Source organism: Massilia sp. 9I (genome assembly GCF_902506415.1).
Classification (GTDB): Bacteria; Pseudomonadota; Gammaproteobacteria; order Burkholderiales; family Burkholderiaceae_D; genus Telluria.
Genome location: NZ_LR733275.1, coordinates 1,277,521 through 1,297,942 on the forward strand (window position 1 = coordinate 1,277,521; position 20,422 = coordinate 1,297,942).

Annotated in this window: 16 protein-coding genes; 10 read left to right on the plus strand and 6 right to left on the minus strand. The window is 64.9% G+C overall.

From position 1 onward, the window contains the following. Positions 1 to 161: 161 nt before the first annotated feature. The 4 genes from GV068_RS05810 to GV068_RS05825 are packed head-to-tail and all read left to right on the plus strand — an operon-like array spanning position 162 to position 3,651. The gene (locus GV068_RS05810) at positions 162 to 1,262 is read left to right on the plus strand and encodes an aromatic ring-hydroxylating dioxygenase subunit alpha (RefSeq protein WP_159696434.1); all 1,101 of its coding nucleotides are present in this window, start codon (positions 162 to 164) and stop codon (positions 1,260 to 1,262) included. 2 nt (positions 1,263 to 1,264) lie between these two features. Next, on the plus strand, positions 1,265 to 2,185 hold the full coding sequence (locus GV068_RS05815) for a DMT family transporter (protein ID WP_159696435.1): 921 nt from the start codon (positions 1,265 to 1,267) through the stop codon (positions 2,183 to 2,185). 8 nt (positions 2,186 to 2,193) lie between these two features. After that, positions 2,194 to 3,048 (plus strand): sulfurtransferase, encoded by an 855-nt coding sequence (locus GV068_RS05820; protein WP_159696436.1) that lies wholly within the window; start codon positions 2,194 to 2,196, stop codon positions 3,046 to 3,048. A gap of 51 nt (positions 3,049 to 3,099) precedes the next feature. Beyond that, positions 3,100 to 3,651, plus strand: a complete 552-nt coding sequence (locus GV068_RS05825) for a hypothetical protein (protein WP_159696437.1) — start codon at positions 3,100 to 3,102, stop codon at positions 3,649 to 3,651. Between the two features lie 59 nt (positions 3,652 to 3,710). Here GV068_RS05825 and GV068_RS05830 read toward each other — a convergent pair whose 3' ends face one another. From GV068_RS05830 to GV068_RS05845, 4 genes are all read right to left on the minus strand, one after another. Next, positions 3,711 to 4,460: a ZIP family metal transporter gene (locus GV068_RS05830; protein ID WP_159704640.1), complete on the minus strand. Its 750-nt coding sequence runs from the start codon at positions 4,458 to 4,460 to the stop codon at positions 3,711 to 3,713. A 141-nt stretch (positions 4,461 to 4,601) separates the two neighbouring features. After that, a complete protein-coding gene (locus GV068_RS05835) occupies positions 4,602 to 5,483 on the minus strand; it encodes a dienelactone hydrolase family protein (protein WP_159696438.1) in 882 nt (293 codons plus the stop codon). Between the two features lie 483 nt (positions 5,484 to 5,966). Beyond that, entirely contained in the window at positions 5,967 to 9,533 is a 3,567-nt protein-coding gene (locus GV068_RS05840) for a pectinesterase family protein (RefSeq protein ID WP_159696439.1), read from the minus strand. Positions 9,534 to 9,563: 30 nt separating this feature from the next. After that, the gene (locus GV068_RS05845) at positions 9,564 to 10,151 is read right to left on the minus strand and encodes a PEP-CTERM sorting domain-containing protein (RefSeq protein ID WP_159696440.1); all 588 of its coding nucleotides are present in this window, start codon (positions 10,149 to 10,151) and stop codon (positions 9,564 to 9,566) included. Between the two features lie 308 nt (positions 10,152 to 10,459). On the opposite strand from GV068_RS05845, the gene GV068_RS05850 reads away from it, so the two are divergent. From GV068_RS05850 to GV068_RS05860, 3 genes are read left to right on the plus strand one after another with little or no spacing between them, the layout of a single operon-like run. Next, the gene (locus tag GV068_RS05850) at positions 10,460 to 10,951 is read left to right on the plus strand and encodes a periplasmic heavy metal sensor (protein WP_159696441.1); all 492 of its coding nucleotides are present in this window, start codon (positions 10,460 to 10,462) and stop codon (positions 10,949 to 10,951) included. 13 nt (positions 10,952 to 10,964) lie between these two features. Further along, positions 10,965 to 11,675 (plus strand): response regulator, encoded by a 711-nt coding sequence (locus tag GV068_RS05855; RefSeq protein ID WP_201303248.1) that lies wholly within the window; start codon positions 10,965 to 10,967, stop codon positions 11,673 to 11,675. Continuing rightward, entirely contained in the window at positions 11,668 to 12,693 is a 1,026-nt protein-coding gene (locus tag GV068_RS05860; RefSeq protein ID WP_159696442.1) for a HAMP domain-containing sensor histidine kinase, read from the plus strand. The genes GV068_RS05855 and GV068_RS05860 overlap by 8 nt, the downstream gene beginning before the upstream one ends. Here the strand turns inward: GV068_RS05860 and polA are convergent. Beyond that, positions 12,690 to 15,464 carry a DNA polymerase I gene (gene polA / locus GV068_RS05865; RefSeq protein ID WP_159696443.1) on the minus strand — a complete coding sequence of 925 codons (2,775 nt, stop codon included), beginning with the start codon at positions 15,462 to 15,464 and terminating at the stop codon, positions 12,690 to 12,692. The two genes, GV068_RS05860 and polA, sit on opposite strands and share 4 nt — an antisense overlap. A 154-nt stretch (positions 15,465 to 15,618) precedes the next feature. On the opposite strand from polA, the gene GV068_RS05870 reads away from it, so the two are divergent. From GV068_RS05870 to GV068_RS05880, 3 genes are read left to right on the plus strand one after another with little or no spacing between them, the layout of a single operon-like run. Continuing rightward, on the plus strand, positions 15,619 to 16,098 hold the full coding sequence (locus GV068_RS05870) for a hypothetical protein (RefSeq protein WP_159696444.1): 480 nt from the start codon (positions 15,619 to 15,621) through the stop codon (positions 16,096 to 16,098). Between the two features lie 58 nt (positions 16,099 to 16,156). Next, entirely contained in the window at positions 16,157 to 17,116 is a 960-nt protein-coding gene (locus tag GV068_RS05875) for a homoserine kinase (RefSeq protein ID WP_159696445.1), read from the plus strand. After that, complete coding sequence (locus GV068_RS05880; RefSeq protein WP_159696446.1) at positions 17,113 to 17,895, plus strand: BPSS1780 family membrane protein; 783 nt, start codon at positions 17,113 to 17,115, stop codon at positions 17,893 to 17,895. The genes GV068_RS05875 and GV068_RS05880 overlap by 4 nt, the downstream gene beginning before the upstream one ends. 168 nt (positions 17,896 to 18,063) lie before the next feature. Here the strand turns inward: GV068_RS05880 and GV068_RS05885 are convergent, their stop codons facing one another. Then, on the minus strand, positions 18,064 to 20,376 hold the full coding sequence (locus GV068_RS05885; RefSeq protein ID WP_159696447.1) for a UvrD-helicase domain-containing protein: 2,313 nt from the start codon (positions 20,374 to 20,376) through the stop codon (positions 18,064 to 18,066). Positions 20,377 to 20,422 lie beyond the last annotated feature (46 nt).

A 20,422-nucleotide genomic window follows, 5' to 3' on the forward strand; every position in this document is an offset into this window, starting at 1 on the left:
TTACACGGTTTCGTCCCTTGCGCGCGACGGGCCAAACCCTTGAGCCGTGTTTCCACGGTATAATCTCCGGTTCTGTCCGAAACACCGTATTCCTCTTCTTAAAATACTGGTCTTTGGATTCTTTCTTCTCTTTGGTAGTACTTGATTAAAGGGGGGTTGGGATGTCCGATCTGGCTACCCACGCCAAGTTGGCGCGCTCGTGCGCGCAGCTTCCGGTAAATGTCTATTTTGATGCGGCACTGCTGCAGCGTGAACAGCAGGCGCTGTTCCGCACTGGCCCGCGCTATGTCGGCCACGAACTGATGGTGCCCGAGGTAGGTGATTTCGCGACACTTGCATCCGAAAACGAAGGCCGCATGCTGGTCCGCAACCCGGGCGGCATCGAAGTGCTGTCCAACGTCTGCCGCCACCGCCAGGCGCTGATGTTCAATGGCCGCGGCAATGCGAACACCATCGTGTGCCCGCTGCACCGCTGGACCTACGACCTGAAGGGCCAGCTGATCGGCGCGCCGCACTTCCCGGAGACGCCCTGCCTGAACCTGTCGAAGACGCCGCTGCAGAACTGGAACGGCCTGCTGTTCGAGCAGAACGGCTACGACGTCATGGACAAGCTGAAGAACATGGAGGTGACGAAGGACCTCGATTTCAGCGGCTACATGTTCGACCACGTCGAGATCCACGAGTGCGACTACAACTGGAAGACCTTCATCGAGGTCTACCTGGAGGATTACCACGTCGAGCCCTTCCATCCGGGCCTGGGCAACTTCGTCTCGTGCGAAGACCTCAAGTGGGAATTCGGGCGCGACTACAGCGTGCAGACCGTGGGCGTGAACCGCGCGCTGCAGAAGGCGGGTTCACCGGCCTATAAGAAGTGGCAGGAACAGATCCTGAAGTTCAACAACGGCCAGCCGCCGAAGTACGGCGCGATCTGGCTGACCCTGTACCCGAACATCATGGTCGAGTGGTACCCGAACGTGCTGGTGGTGTCGACCCTGTGGCCGATCGGCCCGCAAAAGACCCGTAACGTGGTCGAGTTCTACTACCCCGAGGAGTTCGTGCTGTTCGAGCGCGAATTCGTCGAAGCCGAGCGCGCCGCCTACATGGAGACCGCGGTCGAGGATGACGAGATCGCACTGCGCATGGATGCCGGCCGCAAGATCCTGCTCGAGCGCGGCGTCAACGAAGTCGGCCCCTACCAGTCGCCGATGGAAGACGGGATGCAGCACTTCCATGAGTGGTACCGAAGTAAACTAGAATTGTAACGATGCCCTCTCTCTGGATGCTGTTTGCCAGCTTCGCGTTCGCCGCCATGGGCGCGGGCGTGAAGCTGGCCTCCGAGTTTTACTCCACCTCAGAACTCGTCATGTACCGCGGCCTGATCGGCACGCTGGCGCTCTTCATGATCGTGCGCCACCGCGGCGGCACGTTCAAGACCGTCTTCCCCAAAGAACACATCTGGCGCAGCACGGTGGGCGTGATCTCGCTCTGGCTGTGGTTCTTCGCCATCACGCGCCTGCCGCTGGCGACCGCCGTCACCCTCAACTACATGGCGCCGATCTGGATCGCGGCCTTCATGTTCGCCGTCGGCTGGTGGAAAGGCAGCAAGATGCCCGAGTGGCCGCTGGTGCTGGCGATCGCCATGAGCTTCTTCGGCGTCACCCAGGTGCTGCGCCCAGCCTTTGAGACCAACCAGTGGCTGGGCGGGCTGGCGGGCGTCTGCTCGTCGGTGATCTCGGCCATGGCCTACATGCAGGTGCGTAAGCTGGGCCAGATGGGCGAGCCGGAATACCGCGTGGTGTTCTACTTCTCGCTGACCACCGCGCTGGCCGGCCTGCTAGGTGTGCTGCTGGGCGACGGTCCCAAGGGCGCAGTATTCCAGAGCCATACCCTGGCCAGCGGCGCCCTGCTGCTGGGCATCGGCGTGCTGGCCCTGATGGCCCAGATGGCGATGACCCGCGCCTACCGCGTCGGCAAGGTGTTGGTGGTGGCCAACCTGCAGTACACCGGCATCGTGTTTTCCAGCCTGTGGGGCCTGGCGCTGTGGGGCGACAGCTTCGACTGGCACGTCTGGATGGGTATCGGCGTCATCCTCGCGTCCGGCATCGCCGCGACGTTCTACAATACGCGCAGTACGTCCAAGGGCGCCGTGGTCAAGGACACCGACCCGATCGCCAGCGAAACCTGAGGAGCGTTATGTACACAACCCTGATCAGCGCCGCCGACCTGGCCGCGCACATCGCTGACCCGAACTTCGTGGCGGTCGACTGCCGCCACGACCTGATGAACCCGGCCGCCGGCCGCGAAGGCTTTGCCATCGGCCACCTGCCGGGCGCGGTCTTCGGCGACATCGAGACCCAGCTGTCGGGCGCCAAGCATGGCCCGGACGGCGTGTTCCGCGGGCGCCACCCGCTGCCGGAAAAGGAAGCGCTGATCGAGACCTTGCGCGGCTGGGGCGTCAACGACGGCTCCCAGGTCGTCGCCTACGACGCGCACGGCGGCATGTTCGCGGCGCGCCTTTGGTGGCTGCTGCGCTGGCTCGGCCACGAAGCGGTGGCGGTGCTGGACGGCGGCATGGCCGCCTGGCAGTCGCTCGGCCAGCCGCTCAGCACCGATGTCGTCGCCAAACCGCGCGGCGGCATCACGCTGCGTGCGCCGTTCGTCCCCACCGTGACGGTGGCCGAGGTGTTAGACAACGTCGACAAGGGCGAGCGCATCGTGATCGACGCGCGCGCCAGCGACCGTTTCCGCGGCGAGAACGAAACGATCGACCCGGTGGGCGGTCACATCCCCGGCGCGAAGAACCGCTTCTTCAAGGACAACCTGCAGCCTGACGGCCGTTTCAAGGACGCCGCCACGCTGCGTAATGAATTTGCGCCGCTGGTGGACGACCCGACGAAGGCCATCATGCAGTGCGGCTCCGGCGTAACCGCCTGCCACAACCTGCTGGCGCTGGAAGTCGCCGGCATGCCGGGCGCCGCGCTGTATCCGGGGTCGTGGAGCGAATGGGTCGGCGACAAGACGCGTCCGGTCGCCACAGGCGCCGCCTGAACAAGGGGGCATCCAATGAAGAAATCAGCAGCAACGAAGGATAACGCAGCAATGTCGGACCAGGATAAATCGAACGCAGGCGCGCCCGCGCTGGAGATTCCCGAAGCGGTTGCGGCCGCCCTGAGCGGCTGGGTACAGCAGGTCGCCGAGCAGACCGCCGCACCAGTGCGCGACGCGCTGGCGGAAGCCGAAGCCGATGCCGCCGAACTGCGCGAAAGCAGCGCCGCCCTGGCGTCCGCCCGGGACCAGGCCCTCGCTGCCTCGGCCGAGCACGAAGCGGAGATCGAACGCCTCACCGCCGAAGTGCGCGACGCGCGCCAGGTCGCCACCGATGCCCTGGTCAGCAAGGCCAAGGACCAGCTGGCGATCGACGGCAAGGACCGCCAGTTGGCGGACCTGCGCGCCCAGCTCGAACGCAACGTCGCGGCCCAGGCGAGCGAATCGGATGCGCGCCTGGCCGCCGAGATGGAGCTGGTCGGCGCCACCACCGCGCGCGACAACTTCGCTAACGAAGTGAAGTCGCTGCGTGCGCAGCTGGACAAGTCCTACGCCGAGCGCAGCGCCCTGCGCACCGAGCTGGAAGGCCTGCGCGGCAAGAAATAAGGAAGTATATCGGGCCGCGCTCGCGGCCCGACAAAGCCCGGGTGCCTCAGTGCCCGCGCTTAGTGCCCACGATTGAGTAGCAGCACGATGACGACGCCCAGCCCGATCAGGAGGATCTGCGGGATCGATTCCTTGACCGTGGCGCGGCGCTGCATCTGCGGCATCAGGTCGCTCACTGCGATATAGATGAAACCCGACGAGGCAAATACCAGCACGTAGGGAATCAGTCCGCTCGCCTTGTCCAGCGTGAAGTAGCCGAGCAGGCCGCCCACCACCGCCATCAGGCTGCACAGCAGGTTGAAGACATAGGCGCGCAGGCGCGAGAAACCGGCGTTGAGCAGCACGATGAAGTCGCCGATCTCCTGCGGGATCTCGTGCGCGACGATGGCCAGCGCGGTGACGATGCCCAGTTCCGGGTTGGCGAGGAAGGCCGCAGCGATCAGGATGCCGTCGGTGAAGTTGTGCATCGCGTCGCCCAGCAGGATCATCCAGCCCGACTTGCCTGCCTGGTGCGCGTCATGCCCGTGCGCGTGGTGGTGGCCGTCGCCCTCATGGTGGTGCGAATGGCGCAGGATCGCCAGCTTCTCCAGGGTGAAGAAGGCCAGCAGGCCGCCCAGCAGGGTCGCGAACAGGCTGTGGGTGTCGGCCTGCGATTCGAAAGCCTCCGGCAGCGCATGCAGCAGCGAGGTGGCCAGCATGATGCCGACCGACAGGCTGACCATCCGCTCCACTGCCTTGGACAGCAGCGAGAACGAGAAGACCGCAGCGGCAGAAATGCTGACGACGCCGGCGATGACGGTCGCCAGCAGAATGGAAGAAAGGACGGGGTCGATGTTAAAGCCTCTTGTTCTGGTCTTGCCGGAATGCCTCAAAACTGTGAGGCACTCCTACGGCCTAGTGCGGGCCGCAAACCGGGCATTGTAACCTGCCCGGTTTATCGTCGTGCAAGATCAGGCGACGCCGTGCGTGGCAAACCAGTTCAGCGCCTTGCTCCAGCCATCCTTCGCGTCCGCGGCATTGAAGCTCGGGCGGTAGTCGGCATGGAAGGCGTGGCCCGAATTCGGGTAGACGTGGATCTGCGATTTGCTGTTGCCGGCATTGAGCGCGGTGCGCATGCGCTCCACGGTATCGAGCGGGATGCCCCCATCCTTGGCGCCGTACAGGCCGAGCACCGGCACCTTCAGGTTCTGGGCGACGTCGATCGGGTGCTTCGGCTGCAGCGGGTTCGATTCGCCTACCAGGCGGCCGTACCATGCCACGCCCGCCTTGACGTCCGGGTTGTGGGCCGCATACAGCCAGGTGATGCGGCCGCCCCAGCAGAAACCGGTGATGCCCAGCTTGTCGGTATTCCCGCCGCGCTGCTTGGTCCACTTGACCACGGTGTCGAGGTCGGACATGACCTGGGCATCGGGCGTCTTCGAAATGATCTTCGACATCAGCTCGGGCATCGGGGTCTTGGTGGCATCGCCCTGGCGCACGAACAGATCCGGCGCCACGGCCAGGTAGCCAGCCTTGGCGAAGCGGCGCGCCACGTCCTTGATGTGTTCATGGACGCCGAAGATCTCGGAAATCACGAGGATCACCGGCAGGTTGGTGCGGTCCTTCGGCTGGGCGCGGTAGACCGGCACGTCCTGGCCGTTGATGACGACGATGTGGTCGGCGGCGTCCAGGCCTTCGGTACTGGTCTGGATCTGGGTCTGCGCCACCACCGGCAGGGCCGCGACGGCGAATCCGCTGCCCATGGCAGCTTTCAGGAAGACGCGGCGATCGACGCCGTCGCTGAACGCGCTGGCGGACAACAGGTTTTCGGCGTCGCTGATGTGGTCTTTCATGTGCACCCCTCCGGTTGTGTTGGACAGGCTTGCTATATTAGCAAAGTCCAAAGCGGCGCACGCTTGCTGTCGAAAGTAAGTGCGACAACTCCGACACATTAACGCGCCGTCCGCTGGCACTATTGTTGAGTAGGCAAGGTTTACGATGAAGCCAACTCATGGACGGTCGGAGCGCTATGCCGGTTCAGTCAGCAAACACATCGAGAAAGCAGCGCGAGGGCGCTTACTGCGGCAGGACGAGCGCCAGCACCGGAGCACGGCGGCACATACACAGTAAAACCGGAAACGGGCACGCTGCGAGCGTTGCGAGCGCCGAACTGGAAGCGGTGTGCCGGGAAATCCGGCGCCGGCAGCCACGGTGAGATTGGCATGGCCGATGGTATTCATGTTGTGCCTTGCATGCTTTCGACCCCCACAAAGAAAAACACCGGTGCTCGCGCGGAGGCACCGGTGTCATTGCGACGACGCTAGCGCACCGTCACATCACGGCTGCGGATTCCACCCCGCCCCGTTGCCATACCCGGCAAACACCTTGTCGCGCGAAGCGAAGCGGTTCGCCACGTCGGTGTCGCTCAGGATGTAGCCGCCGACCCGTGCCGCCTGGTTCAGCGGATTGCCTGCCATGTCGGTACTGCCGTACTCGCGCCATCCCGCGTCGGCGCGCGCCACCGCCGGATTCGGCGCCGGCTGGCCGTTCACGCCCTGCCCTGCCCAGCCGACCGCCGCCACGTGGGTATCCATCTTGGTGTTGATGAAGGCGATGTTGTCCCAGCTCGCGGTGCCGCCGGGGCTACGCGCCAGGTAGGTGGCGCCGTTCGGCACGTCGCCGCGCAGCGGGCCCGGGCCGGGGCCGTGGGTCAGTGCGCTGTTCAGGAACACGTAGCCGATGTCGGAGGCCGCGCCAACGCGCGCCTGCAGGATGTAGCCGCCGCTGCTGGCATTCGCGCTGTCGCCCACCGAACGGATCTCGCTCTCTTCGAACAGGGCGGCGCGGCTGCTGCCCCAGATGAAGTCGACGTTACCCTCCACCAGGGTGCGGTAGAACCAGGACCAGCCCTTCAGGTTAAGCGTGTCCTGCTCGCTGTAGAAGCTGGCGTTCTTTGCCACCAGGCGGCCGTCGCTGTTGAAGTAGATGGTCTCGGCCTGGCCCGAAATGCTGCTTGAACGGATGGTGGTGTTCTTCAGGCTCAGGGTATCGAGGCTGAGCATGTCCGACGCCTCCACCAGCATCACTGCACGCCCGCCGGATGGCGAACCCGCAGCGGTGCTGGACTGGCTGCTGCCGGTGCCCGGGTTCAGGGTCTCGTTGTTGGTGTACGAGATCATGACGCCGTCGCGGCTTTCGCCCTTGATGCTGACCTTGTCCTTGCCGTTCAGGTACAGCAGTTCCTCGTAGCGGCCATTGCGGATGTTGATCGTCACCGACTCCGTCTTCGCGACATTCTGCATCGCGTAGTTGAGCGCGCCCTGTACGGTGCGGAAGTCGGCCTCGCCGTCGTCGTCCACCGTCAGGCTGCTGCCGCTCGGTGCAGCGCTCTTCGTGGTGAAGGTCCAGCCGGCCGCCTTGCCGAGGCCGACGAAGGAAGTGCCGCCAATGCTGGTGTTGTTGAACACACCGTCCGCGATCGCCACGTAGTACTCGGTGCCGTAGGCCAGCTTGTTACTGTGCGGCTTGATGGTCACCGTGTTGCCGACGATCTTGATCGGCGCGGTGTTGACCTTGCGGACCAGCGCCTGCCCGGCGTAACCGAGTGCGTCGGTTTCGCCGCTCAGGCGGATGACGTCCATCAGCGCATCGTCGACCTTGCGGAAGATGCGGATGCTGCCGCTGGTGCCGAGGGTCGGCGGCTTGTCGAACACCAGTTTTAGCGAAGCGTCGATGTGGGCCGCGCTCTCCAGCGGCGCCGGGGAGCTGGCACCCTGCAGGGCATAGGTCTGGGTCGGCTGCATGAACTGCGGCGCGATGGTGGCCGCAATGCTGCGGGTGATCGAAGGCTCGGAGCCGCTACGGAACACGATGTCGGCCTTGCCGGCGCCCACCGCGGTCAGGGTCACGGTCGTGCCGCTAGTAGTCACCGACACCACGGCCGGGTTGCTCGACTCCACCGTGAAGCTGTCCGGCTGGTTGTCGCTGGCCACGGCGCTGACCTTCACCTGGTAAGGCGCGTCGCCGACTTCCGCCGAATACGCGAGGCCGGCCGGGTCGATATTCAGCTGCACGGGCTTGAGCCGCGGATCGCCGACGCGCACGTCATCGATCATGAAGGTCTTGTTGGCCGTGTACAGGCCGATCAGGCCGCGCTGCGTGAAGGCCGTATCGGTAACCGAACCGAGGTTGCGGCCATCGAGGTAGACCGTCAGCGTGCTGCCGATCATCTCGAAGCGCACCGTGTAGAAGGCCGCATCCATCTCGATCGGCGTGCGCACCTGGCGCGGCCGGCTCAGCGAGTTGTTCAGCATCTTGGCGATTTCCACCTGGGTGCTGGCGGTGCTGCTCTGCACGTTCAGGCCAGCGCCATACCAATTGTTCGCATCGACGTAGCGCGTGACGAGGTAGAGCAGCTTGTTGCCGGTCGTACCGTTGGTCATCGGACGGATGCGCGCTTCGACGAAGTAGTCGCCCGAGGGCACGCCGCCGAAGGCGCTCGGCTTGACCAGCGCGAGCACGCCGCCGGTACTGGCCGCGGTGTACTGCAGCACCTTGTTGTCGCCGCCGACCACTTCGGACTTGACGCTGAAGCTGCCGTTCGGGCCCGTCACCGGCAGCAAGTTCCACTTGGCGCTGGTGCCGTCCTGGAAGTCGTCGCAGAAGTACAGGCCGGTCGCCGGGCAGGTCAGGGTCGGGTTCTGGTCCACGCTGACCTTGCCGGTGCCGCTGATCGTCGTGCTGATTTTGCCCACGCCCGCCTGCGCCAGCGCATTGGCTTTCACCAGGGCCGTCGGACGCGCGCTGAAGGCATACGGCGGAGTCCAGGTGACGTCATTCGACACCGAGCAGGCGCCCAGCGGCGCGCCGTTGAGCTGCGATCCGCTGTCCTTGAAGAAGCCGGGGTTCGCGCTGCTCATGTTGGTGACGACCTGGTCGCAACGCTGGGCGCCGGCGATCTCGAACACGTTATTGTTCGACAGGATCTTGGCCGCCTTCCCTGCCGCGACGCTGACACTGTGCGCATAGGGCGAGGCCGTCTTGCTGCCAACGAAGTAGTTGTTGAAGACGTGGACCTGGCCGAAGCGCACGCGCGGGGCGCGCTGCACGATGTCGCGGTACACGTTGTTGCTGAAGGTGACCCGCAGCTTGCCTTCGTCGGCGGTAGCAGAATCGCTGCCGCCAACCAGGGTGTTCTTGTCGTGCTGGCCGAAGACGTTGTACGAGACCGTCACGTAGTCCGAGGCGTTGGTGATGTCGAGCGAACCGTCGTGGCACTGCTTCTTCTTGCCGTTCTCGATCGGCAGGAAGTTGTCGGTCAGTGGCTCGTCGGTGAAGGTCACGCGGTCGACCCAGACGTGATTCGAGCCCGAGACGCCGATCGCGTCGTAGGCCGAATTCCAGTTGCCGGTAGCGCCATCGGTCGGGTCCCACACCGGCTCGACGTCGCAGGGCGCGACGATCTTGAGGTTGCGGATGATGACCTGGGAGATGTTCGATACCAGCACGGTGCCGTTGATGATGCCGGCATTGGCGTCGGCGCCGATCAGCGTGGTATTGCTCTTGAGGCGAATCGCCCCGCGTGCGGCCTGGTCGGCGGTCGAGGTGAAGGGCTTCCCCTCGGTCATGTCGATGGTGCCGACCAGCTTGATGATTTTCGGATTGTCGGCGCCGTTGGCGATCGCCGCCAGCAGCTCGGAGCGTTTGGTGACGGTGTAGATGTTATCAAGGGTGGCGGCCGAACCGCCAGTGGTGCCGCCGGCCTGGGCGGCCCAGCCGTCGCTTGGGGCGCTCTGGCGCGCCGGGTCGGTCGCGGCAGTCGCGGCCGCGGCAGACGCCGACGTGCCGAACGCCATCAGCAAGGCGACGGCGCATGCCGATGCCTTGAAACCTGAGTGTTTCATGTGAACCTCCTGGAACAGGATGGAAAAGGTTTAGCCTTGTGGCGTGCTTTTACGGCGACGGCTCAGGGCGAAGCCGGTCAGGCCCGCCAGCGCCAGGCCGATGCTGCCCGGCTCGGGCACGCTGGCTGCGGCGGCGTCGAGCTGCGCCGAGAAGCTGCCGAACTCGCTGTTCCAGGTGACATGGGAAAGGTCGATTGCGATCGTGTGGTCGTTCACCATCGACAGCACCGGCAGATTGTCGATGCCGCTGGTGTCGAGCAGCGTGAAGCCGCCGATGCGCTGCCCCAGGCCGGCGCCGAAGTCGAAGACCAGGCGATAGTCGCCCGGCACCGTGATGAAGGCGTTGGAGTAGACGGTGAATTGGCCGGCGTTGCTGAAATCGATGCCGAACAGGGCATCGGCGGTGAAGAACTCGAGTTCTTCCCAGCCATTCGGATCGATCGTCGAAGTGTTGCTGCCCGGTTGGAAGTTGTTGTCCAGCGCGAGGATGCCGCTGGCGGCGCCGTTGTAGGTGCCGGCAATGGTCGTGCCTTGCAGGGAAATCGGTGCCGCGCCCGCCTGGGTTGCCGTGAGCGCTGCAGCCAATACCAGTGTCTCCAGAATGATTTTTGTTTTCATTTCTTGGTCCTGATTGGTGTGAAGAAGAGAGTGCCGGCCGCACGAACCGCGCCGGCGCCAGCTGCCGAACTCGGCATTGGGCGTGGAAAGCTTAGCACGGATGCATTGGATTTGGTCGGTCCATTTATATGTTTGGTCAGACCGAATGTCTTAAATTGGTAAACCGTGCACGAAGCGACACAAATAATTTCTGCATGGAAAAACTCGCTCTTACCGGTAATCCGGCTTCACATTTCTTTACCTGCCACACACACTCCCGCCAAACGCCAGTCCTAGAGTGGAGTTCCACCCATCACAAAGGAACGCTCATGAATACGCAAAAGCACCAACAGGCCGGGACGCGTCCGCTACGGCGCGCATTGGTCGCTGTCGCGCTGGCAGCTGCGGCCGCCGGCGCCAGCTACGCCGGCAGTGGCGCCGGCTTTCACCCTTCCGCGCATCCAGGTCCCCTGGCAATGGATGCCGCTGCCATGGATGCCCACATCGACAGGATGGTCGCGCAGCTTGCGGGCGATGCCACGCCGGAGCAGCAGGCCCGGGTGGCTGCCATCGCCAAGCGGGCGATGGCCGACCTGCGCCCAATGCACGAGCAGCGCAAGCAGATCTTCGCGAGCGCGCATGCCTTGCTCATGGCGCCGGTGGTCGACCGCGCCGCACTCGAACAGCTGCGCGCTGCCCATGTGCAGGAGTTCGATGCCGGCAGCCGCCGCATCCTGGAAGCGGTCGCGGATGCCGCGGACTTGCTGACGCCCGCGCAGCGGCTGCGTTTCGCCGGGCATTTGAGGCAGGTGATGCTCTAAGGTAAGATGACTCATGGTCCAGACTGTCCTGATGATCGAAGACGATGCGCGCCTCGCCGGGATGGTCGCAAGCTACCTGGCGCCGCACGGTTTCGCGATCCGGCATGCCGCGAACGCACAGGAAGGCATCGCCATCTTGCAGCGCGAGCAGGACACCGACCTGGTCCTGCTCGACCTGATGCTGCCGGACGCCGACGGTCTCGATGTCTGCCGCCGGATCCGGGGGCTTGCGGCGCCGCTGTGCGCCGTGCCGATCGTGATGCTGACTGCCAAGGGCGAGCCGCTGGACCGCGTCGTCGGGCTGGAGATCGGCGCCGACGATTACCTCCCCAAGCCCTTCGAGCCGCGTGAACTGCTGGCGCGGCTGCGCGCGGTGCTGCGGCGCCCACCCATGGCGTCCGATCCGGCGGACCAGGTGCTGCATTTCGGCCGCCTCGCCATCGATCCCGGGGCGCGCACAGTACGGCTCGACGGGCAGGCGCGTGCCCTCACCTCCTACCAGTTCGACCTGCTGGTCACACTGGCCGAGCGCGCCGGCCGGGTGCTGTCGCGCGACCAGCTCCTCGAGGCGGTCAAGGGACATGGCCTCGATCCTTTCGACCGTTCGATCGATGTCCACATCGGGCGCCTGCGCATCGCGATCGAGGACGACGTGAAGCAACCGCGCCGCATCATCACCGTGCGCGGCGCCGGCTACGTGTTTGCGAAGGTGCAGGATGCCTGACTCCGACGCGCGCGCGCTCGCGCCCTGGCGCCGCCTGTACCTGCGGTTCTACCTGGCGCTTCTGGCCAGTTTGGTCCTGGCCGCCTGCCTGTTCGGCTTCGCGCACCTGCATTTCGATCCCGCCCGTGCGGGCCTGGCGATCCTCGGGCGGCACGGAAGTGCCCTGGGATTCGTCGTGCTGCTGGTCGTGATCGCGCTGCTGGTTGCGCTCTGCGCCTATCCGGTGGTCCGCCGCCTGACCGGGCGCCTCGAGCGGCTGCAAGACAGCGTCGAAGCATGGGGAGCGGGACAGCTGGCGACGCGGGTAGCAGTCGAAGGCGACGATGAAGTAGCGCGTCTGGCGGTGAGTTTCAATGGCTCGGCGGCGCGCATCGAGGCGCTGCTCACTGCGCAAAAATCGCTGCTGGCGAACGCCTCGCATGAACTGCGCTCGCCGCTGGCGCGCATCCGCATGGCGGCCGAACTGATGGCGGAAGGGGCGACGCCTTCCCTGCGCGCCGAGTTGCAGCGCAATGTCGGCGAACTGGATGGATTGATCGAGGAGCTCCTGCTCGCCAGCCGCCTCGATGCGGCGGCGAGCGCCGTGCCGACACTGGAGGAAGTTGACCTGACCGGCTTGGTGGCGGAGGAATGCGCGCGCGTCGGCGCGCAACTGGACGCGCATGCGTATCGCGTCATGGGCGATCCGAAACTGCTGCGCCGCATGGTGCGCAACCTGCTGGAAAACGCGGTCCGTTACGGGGCGGGTTCGACGGTCGAGGTGCGCATTGCGGCAAACGGAGCGGAACAACTCGTACTCGACATCTGTGACGGCGGGCCCGGTATTCCTGAACATGAGCGGGAACGGATTTTCGAGCCGTTCTACCGCATTGCCGGATCAAGCGAAAGCGCCGGTGGCGTCGGCCTGGGCCTGAGCCTCGTGCGCCAGATCGCGCGCCACCACGGCGGCGACGTGCGTTGCATGCCACGCGAAGCGGGCAGCTGTCTGCGGGTGACGCTGCCGCCCACGCTACATTAGTGCGCTTGCTCCCAGTTCGGCCCCACACCGGTCTCGGCCACCAAGGGCACCTTCAGCGTCGCCACGCTGGCCATCAATTCGGGCAGCTTGACGCGCACCAGTTCCAGCTCGGCTTCCGGCACCTCGAGCACCAGTTCGTCGTGCACCTGCATGATCATGCGCGTGCCCAGCTTGTCGGCCTCCAGCCAGCCCTGCACCGCGATCATGGCCAGCTTGATCAGGTCGGCCGCCGTGCCCTGCATCGGCGCATTGATCGCCGCGCGTTCGGCGCCGGCGCGGCGCGGGCCGTTCGGCGAGTTGATCTCCGGGAGCCACAGGCGGCGACCGAACACGGTCTCGACATAGCCGCGCGCTTTGGCTTGTAACCTCGTCTCGTCCATGTACTGCTTCACACCGGCGAAGCGGGCGAAGTAGCGGTCGATGTAGCTGGACGCCGCGGAACGCTCGATGCCCAGGTTCTGGGCCAGGCCGAAGGCGCTCATGCCGTAGATTAGACCGAAGTTGATCACCTTCGCATAGCGGCGCTGCTCGCTCTGCACTTCTTCCGGGGCGATGCCGAAGATCTCGGCGGCGGTCGCGCGGTGGATGTCCTCGCCCTCCGCGAAGGCTTTCAGCATGGCCGGGTCGCCCGAGATGTGCGCCATGATGCGCAGCTCGATCTGCGAGTAGTCGGCCGACACGATCACGCTGCCCGGCGGCGCGATGAAGGCTTCGCGGATGCGGCGCCCTTCGCTCGTCCTCACCGGGATGTTCTGCAGGTTCGGTTCGTTCGAGGACAGGCGGCCCGTGATCGCCACCGCCTGCGCGTAGTTGGTGTGCACGCGGCCGGTCTTCGGGTTCACCATCTTCGGCAGCTTGTCGGTGTAGGTCGACTTCAGCTTCGACATGCCGCGGTATTCGAGCAGGATCTTCGGCAGCGGATAGTCCTCGGCCAGCTTCTGCAGCACCTCTTCGTCGGTCGAGGGCGCGCCGGTGGCGGTCTTCTTGATCACCGGGAGGCCGAGCTTACCGAAGAAGATCTCGCCGATCTGCTTGGGCGAACCCAGGTTGAAGGGGCCGCCGGCCGCCTCATACGCCTGCTGTTCCAGCTCCTGCATGCGCGCGCCCAGCTCGGACGACTGCACCTCGAGCAGCGCGCTATCGATCAGGACGCCGTTGCGCTCGATCTTCTGCAGCACTTCCATGGTCGGCATCTCGATTTCGCGGTAGATGCGGGTGAGGCCGGCGTCGCTCTCGACGTGGGGCAGCATGCTCTGGTGCAGGCGCAGGGTGATGTCGGAATCCTCGGCCGCATACTCGGTCGCGCGTGCCAGCTCCACCTGGTCGAAGCAAATCATGTTGGCGCCCTTGCCGCACACGTCCACGAAAGGAATCGTGGTGTAGCCGAGGTGGCGCATCGCCATGGTGTCCATGTCGTGCGGCTTGTGCGACTCGAAGACGTAGGACTGCAGCAGGGTGTCGTGCACGATCCCGGCAAGCTTGACGCCGTGGTTCTCGAAGATGTGCATGTCGTATTTCAGGTTCTGGCCGAGCTTCGGCTTGGCCGGGCTCTCCAGCCAGGGGCGCATCTTCTCCAGCACGTGTTCGCGGTTCAGCTGGTCGGGCGCGCCGGCGTAGCGGTGCGCCAGCGGGATGTAGGCGCCCTTGCCTGCTTCGACCGACAGCGAGATGCCCACCATCTCGGCCGTCATCGGGTCGAGCGAGGTGGTTTCGGTGTCGACCGAGGTCAGTTCGGCCGCGTCGACCAGCGCCAGCCACTTGTCGAGCTGCTCCTCGGTGAGGACGGTCTCGTACTCGCCCTTGATGATCGCCATCCCCGGCAGCGTGCCCGACGCGCCTTCCGGGGAATTCAGCGGCGCGCCGCCAGGACCGGCGCCGCGTGCGGGCGCCACTGCGCCGTCGGCACGGCCGCCGCCGCTCAGGTCGCGCAGCATGGTCTTGAAGCCGTAGCGCTGGAAGAAGTCGCGCAGCGCTTCGGCGTCTTCCGGACGGCCGATCAGGGTCTCTTCGAAGGAGACCACGTGGTTCACCAGGTCGCAGTCGGTCTTTACGGTGATCAGTTCGCGGCCCTTCGGCAGCCACTCCAGCGCCGCGCGCAGGTTCTCGCCGACCGCGCCGGTGATGGCATGGGCGTTCTCGATCACGCCGTCGAGCGAATTGTGCAGGGTCAGCCACTTCACCGCGGTCTTCGGACCGCACTTGTTCACGCCCGGGACGTTGTCGACGGTGTCGCCGATCAGGGTCAGGTAGTCGATGATGCGGTTCGGCGGCACGCCGAACTTGGCGATCACGCCGGCTTCGTCGAGCTTGTCGTTGGTCATGGTATTGATGAGCATGACCTTGTCGTTGACCAGCTGGGCCAGGTCCTTGTCGCCGGTCGAGATCACGGTCTTCATGCCGCGCGCGGCCGCCTGCACCGCGAGGGTGCCGATCACGTCGTCGGCCTCGACGCCGTCGACCATCAGGATCGGCCAGCCGAGGTGGCGCACCACTTCGTGGATCGGTTCGATCTGCCTGCCCAGGTCTTCCGGCATCGAGGCGCGCGTGGCCTTGTATTCCGGATAAAGGTCGTCGCGGAAGGTCTTGCCCTTGGCGTCGAACACGCAGGCGATATAGGCCGCCGGATAATCGGCGCGCAGGCGGCGCAGCATGTTGACCATCCCGTGCATGGCGCCGGTCGGGAACCCGTCCGCGCTGCGCAGGTCGGGCAACGCGTGGTAGGCGCGGTAAAGGTAGCTGGAACCGTCAACGAGCAGCAGGGTATTTTCCATAGGGAGACAAGGCAAATAAGGCAAACAAAGTGTCCAGCATTATCGCAGAAGTCGCGCCCCAGGACGGCGGGCGCGGCGGTTCAAAGGCTGCACACTTTTCACAGGGAAGCGTGTCTGTTTGTTACAATGAACTAAACGACACAAGGTGACCATCATGTTGCGCACATCTTCCCGCCTGAAACTCCTGACGCTGTGCCTGATCGCACAGGCCGGCCTGGCTGCGGCGCAGTCGCAGCCTACCCAGCAGCGCCCGGCCCAGACTCCGCCCCAGCTCGAGCGTATCGAACCGGGCAGCGACGTGCCAACCACCACCATTCCGCCGAAAGAACGCACCCGTATCACCGAAAAGCGGGCCAACGACGGTTCGGTCACCGAAGTGGAAGTGCAAAGCGGCAAGAGCCGCTACATCATGAAGCCCAATGTTGCACCTGGTAACGCCCAACCCGGCGACGCCCAGAGCAGCGCGATCCGTGCCCCACAATGGCAGGTCCTGGAATTCGACTTTGGTAACCCGAAAAAGCAGACGGCCGACCAGGCAGCTGCGGCTCCGTCGCCGGCACCCGCCCGGGCAGGCGTGCCCGCGCGCGCCGACGCACCGCCTCCGCCACCGCTGGAACCCGTCGAGAAAAAATAATCCTGGCGCTGCCGTCGCGATGGCCACGGCAGCCGACCCTCACCTTTGTTGCTAGCACATGGCAGTTTTCACCGCGGTCTCGCTGGACGACCTTTCCCAGTGGATCAAGCAGTTCCCCCTCGGCCGCGCTCTCGCGCTTGAAGGCATTTCCTCCGGCATCGACAACAGCAACTTCTTCCTCACGGTCGAACGTGGGGAATTCGTGCTGACCATTTTCGAGAACCTCGCATTCGAACAGCTGCCCTTCTACGTGCAGCTGATGCGCCACCTGGCACAGCGCGGCATTCCCGTGCCGGCGCCGGTGCCGAACGCGGACGGCGAACTGGTGGTCACCCTGCACAGCAAGCCAGCCATCATCGTCAGCCGCCTGAGCGGCGCTTCGCAGCTGGATCCGCAGCCGGCGCACTGCGCCGAAGTCGGCACCATGCTGGCGCGCATGCACCTGGCGGGACGCGACTTTGCGCTGAACCAGCCAAACCTGCGTGGACTGGACTGGATCACGGCCACCGCGCCGACAGTCATGCCGCTCATTTCGGAACCCGAAGCGGCGCTGCTGCGCAACGAGGTCGCATTCCAGCGCGACTTCGCCGGCACCGCCACCTACGCCGCGCTGGCGCGTGGCCCGGTGCACGCGGACCTGTTCCGCAACAACGTGATGTTCGAAGGCGAGCGCCTGACCGGTTGCTTCGATTTTTACTTTGCCGGCGTCGACACCTGGCTGTTCGACGTCGCCGTGACCGTCAACGACTGGTGCGTCGACCTGGCCACTGGTATCCTCGACGAAGCGCGGGTGCAGGCGCTGCTGGCCGCCTACCACGCGGTGCGTCCGTTCACGCTTGAAGAACACGCGGCCTGGCTGCCGATGCTGCGCGCCGGCGCGCTGCGTTTCTGGCTGTCGCGCCTGTACGATCTCCATATTCCGCGTGCGGCCGAACTCCTGACGCCGCACGACCCAACCCATTTCGAACGCATCCTGCGCGCGCGCATCGAGCGCGGCGCACCTGAACTGCCCACATGAACTCTATTCCCGCAATCACCGGCTGGCACTGGCTCAAGCAAGGCGCCGGCCTGTTCCGCAAACAACCGGCCGCGCTGACCACGCTGCTGTTCGCGAACATCCTGATCAGCATCGGCATCAGCGCGGTGCCCCTCCTTGGGCCGATGGTTGCCGTGGTCCTGATCCCCTCGTTCTCGATGGCTTTCATGAAGGCCTGCCTGATGATCGAGAATGGCGAACGCGTGACGCCCGGCGTGCTGCTGACGGGCTTCCGCAAGCCGGTGCTGGCGGACCTGTGCAAGGTGGGCCTGATCTACCTGGGCGTGTCGCTGCTGATGGCGCTTCTGATGCGCTTCGCGGTGGATCCGGGCTTCTGGGAACAGATGGCGCGCCAGGGCCGCGAAGGCGGCCAGCCGCAGGTGGCGGCCGGCGACGTGCTGGGCATGCTGGCCGTGTTCGGCCTGGACGTGATCATCCTGATGTCGCTGTGCTTCGCGGCGCCGCTGACCTACTGGCAGAAAATGAGCGCGGGTAAAGCGGTGTTCTACAGCTTCTTCGCCGTGGTGCGCAGCGCCCGCGTGTTCATCGTGCTGTTGCTGGCCTGGTTCGCGATCTTCATCGCGATCACCAGCGTGATCACCATGCTGCTGGGCGCGTCGAACATGACGCGCGTGGTGCTGATGTGGCTGATCTTCCTGTTCATCCTGCTGCTGCAGTGCGCGATGTATGCGGGGTACAGGCAGATTTTCGGGAAGCCGGTGGATGCGACGGCAACCGGTAAGGTCGATCTCGGCAAGTAAGAAGACCCTATTCTTTTGTTTGCCTAAAAACCGTCATTCCCGCGAAGGCGGGAATCCAAGTTTGTTCGCGTCTCGATAGCGCGAGCAAAAATTGGATCCCGGCCTTCGCCGGGATGACGGTTTTATGGCTAACGCAGGGAATTGGTTAGCCGATAGGACGGCCGACAATCAGCGGCCGACCCGCTCGAGCTTCGCCACCGACAAATCCAGCACCTTCATCCCCGCCGAACCGAAGTTGATCTGCGCGCGCGCCGCGCCCGCCCCGCCTTCGATATTCACGATCACGCCTTCGCCGAACTTGGCGTGGCTCACCGATTCGCCCACGCGCCAGCCGGAGCCGTTGCCGGACTTCTGGGTGATCTGCTGGGCGATGCGGTTGTCCGAACCCTCGCGGAAGTTGGCGTCGTCCCAGGCCGTGGTCTGCTTGCGGCCGGCGAACCAGTTGGTCTGCACGCGCGGCGACAGCCACTTGATCGACTCGTCCGGCAGTTCGTCGAAGAAGCGCGACTTCATGTTGAAGCGGGTCTGGCCGTGCAGCATGCGCTGCTGGGTAAAGCTCATGTACAAACGCTTGCGCGCGCGCGTGATCGCCACGTACATCAGGCGCCGCTCTTCGTCGACGCCATCGAGCTCGCGCGCGCTGCTCTCGTGCGGGAACAGGCCTTCTTCCAGGCCGGTGATGAACACCGCGTCGAATTCCAGGCCCTTGGCCGAGTGCACCGTCATCAGCTGCAGCGCGTCCTGCCCCGCTTGCGCCTGGGCGTCGCCCGCCTCCAGCGAGGCGTGGGTGAGGAAGGCCGACAGCGGCGACATCACGCTCGCCAGCGGCGCATCGGAATCGAGGATCTCGATGCCGTCCTGATTGACGATCGCCTCCCCTGCCTGCGGCAGCGCCTGCGGCCCCAGGTGCGCCGGGGCGCCCTGGCCGAAGCCTTCTTCCTGCACGAATTGGGTGGCGGCGTTGACCATCTGCTCCAGGTTCTCGATGCGGTCGGCGCCTTCTTTCTCGTTCTGGTAATGCAGCAGCAGGCCACTGCGCTCCAGCACCACGCGCACCAATTCCGGCAGCGGCAGCTGCTGGGTCTCGAAGCGGGCCGACTCGACCAGTTTGACGAAGCCGCCCAGCGAGGTGCCGGCCTTGCCTGTCATATAGGGCACCGCCGCATATAACGAGATGCCGTAGGAGTCGGCCGCCATCTGCAGCTGCTCGATCGAGCGCGCGCCGATGCCGCGGGTCGGGAAGTTCACCACGCGCAGGAAGGCCGAATCGTTGTGCGGATTGTCCATCAGCTGCAAATAAGCGATGGCGTGCTTGACCTCGGCGCGCTGGAAGTAGCGCAGGCCGCCGTACACGGTGTAGGGCAGCCCGGCCGCGAACAGCGCGTGCTCGATCACGCGGCTCTGCGCGTTGGAGCGGTACAGGATGGCGATCTCGCTGCGCGACAGGCCGTCCTTCATCAGGCTCTTGGCTTCCTCGATGATCCACTGGGCTTCTTCCAGGTCGCTGGCCGCCTCGTACACGCGTACCTGTTCGCCCTGGCCCGCGTCCGTGCGCAGGTTTTTCCCCAAGCGCTTGGTATTGTTGGCGATCAGGTAGTTGGCCGAATCCAGGATGTGGCCGTAGGAGCGGTAGTTCTGCTCCAGCTTGATCAGGTTCTTGACGCGGAACTCGCGCTCGAAGGCCTGCATGTTACCGACGTTCGCGCCGCGGAAGGCGTAGATGCTCTGGTCGTCGTCGCCCACCGCGAAGATGGCGCCGCCGCCGTCCTCGTCGTGGCCGGCAAGGAGCTTGAGCAGGTTGTACTGCAGGTCGTTGGTATCCTGGAACTCGTCGACCAGGATGTGGCGGAAGCGCATCTGGTAGTGGTGACGCAGCGGCTGGTTGCGCGCCAGCAGTTCGTAGGAGCGCAGTAGCAGCTCGGCGAAATCGACCACGCCTTCGCGCTGGCACTGGCCTTCGTACAGCTCGTAGAGCTCGATCATGCGGCGCTCGATCGGATCGTTCGGCTCGAGGCGGTTGGCGCGCAGGCCCTGCTCTTTCGCATTGTTGATGAAGTACATCAGCGCCTTGGCCGGGTACTTCTCGTCGTCCACGTTGGCCGCCTTCAGCATGCGCTTGATGAGCGAGAGCTGGTCCTGCGAATCGAGAATCTGGAAAGCCTGCGGCAGCGCCGCATCTTTATAGTGCGTGCGCAGCAGGCGGTTGCACAGGCCGTGAAAGGTGCCGATCCACATGCCGCGCGTATTAATCGGCAGCATGGAAGACAGGCGGGTCAGCATCTCCTTCGCCGCCTTGTTGGTGAAGGTCACCGCCATGATGCCGGCGGGCGACACCTGCCCGGTCTGGATCAGCCAGGCGATGCGGGTCGTCAGCACGCGCGTCTTGCCGGAACCGGCGCCGGCCAGGATCAGCGCGCTCTGCGACGGCAGGGTGACGGCGGCGAGCTGTTCGGGATTGAGGTTATGAAGGAGATTCTGCATGCGGCCATTATAACGCCGGGATTACTGTATGCCCATCCAGCTATGC

Bases quoted from the DNA above. Each gene is read 5' to 3' on its own strand.
- GV068_RS05810 (WP_159696434.1), top strand. From the start codon at position 162: ATGTCCGATCTGGCTACCCACGCCAAGTTGGCGCGCTCGTGCGCGCAG.
- GV068_RS05815 (WP_159696435.1), top strand. From the start codon at position 1,265: ATGCCCTCTCTCTGGATGCTGTTTGCCAGCTTCGCGTTCGCCGCCATG.
- GV068_RS05820 (WP_159696436.1), top strand. From the start codon at position 2,194: ATGTACACAACCCTGATCAGCGCCGCCGACCTGGCCGCGCACATCGCT.
- GV068_RS05825 (WP_159696437.1), top strand. From the start codon at position 3,100: ATGTCGGACCAGGATAAATCGAACGCAGGCGCGCCCGCGCTGGAGATT.
- GV068_RS05835 (WP_159696438.1), bottom strand. From the start codon at position 5,483: ATGAAAGACCACATCAGCGACGCCGAAAACCTGTTGTCCGCCAGCGCG.
- GV068_RS05840 (WP_159696439.1), bottom strand. From the start codon at position 9,533: ATGAAACACTCAGGTTTCAAGGCATCGGCATGCGCCGTCGCCTTGCTG.
- GV068_RS05845 (WP_159696440.1), bottom strand. From the start codon at position 10,151: ATGAAAACAAAAATCATTCTGGAGACACTGGTATTGGCTGCAGCGCTC.
- GV068_RS05850 (WP_159696441.1), top strand. From the start codon at position 10,460: ATGAATACGCAAAAGCACCAACAGGCCGGGACGCGTCCGCTACGGCGC.
- GV068_RS05855 (WP_201303248.1), top strand. From the start codon at position 10,965: ATGGTCCAGACTGTCCTGATGATCGAAGACGATGCGCGCCTCGCCGGG.
- GV068_RS05860 (WP_159696442.1), top strand. From the start codon at position 11,668: ATGCCTGACTCCGACGCGCGCGCGCTCGCGCCCTGGCGCCGCCTGTAC.
- polA (WP_159696443.1), bottom strand. From the start codon at position 15,464: ATGGAAAATACCCTGCTGCTCGTTGACGGTTCCAGCTACCTTTACCGC.
- GV068_RS05870 (WP_159696444.1), top strand. From the start codon at position 15,619: ATGTTGCGCACATCTTCCCGCCTGAAACTCCTGACGCTGTGCCTGATC.
- GV068_RS05875 (WP_159696445.1), top strand. From the start codon at position 16,157: ATGGCAGTTTTCACCGCGGTCTCGCTGGACGACCTTTCCCAGTGGATC.
- GV068_RS05880 (WP_159696446.1), top strand. From the start codon at position 17,113: ATGAACTCTATTCCCGCAATCACCGGCTGGCACTGGCTCAAGCAAGGC.
- GV068_RS05885 (WP_159696447.1), bottom strand. From the start codon at position 20,376: ATGCAGAATCTCCTTCATAACCTCAATCCCGAACAGCTCGCCGCCGTC.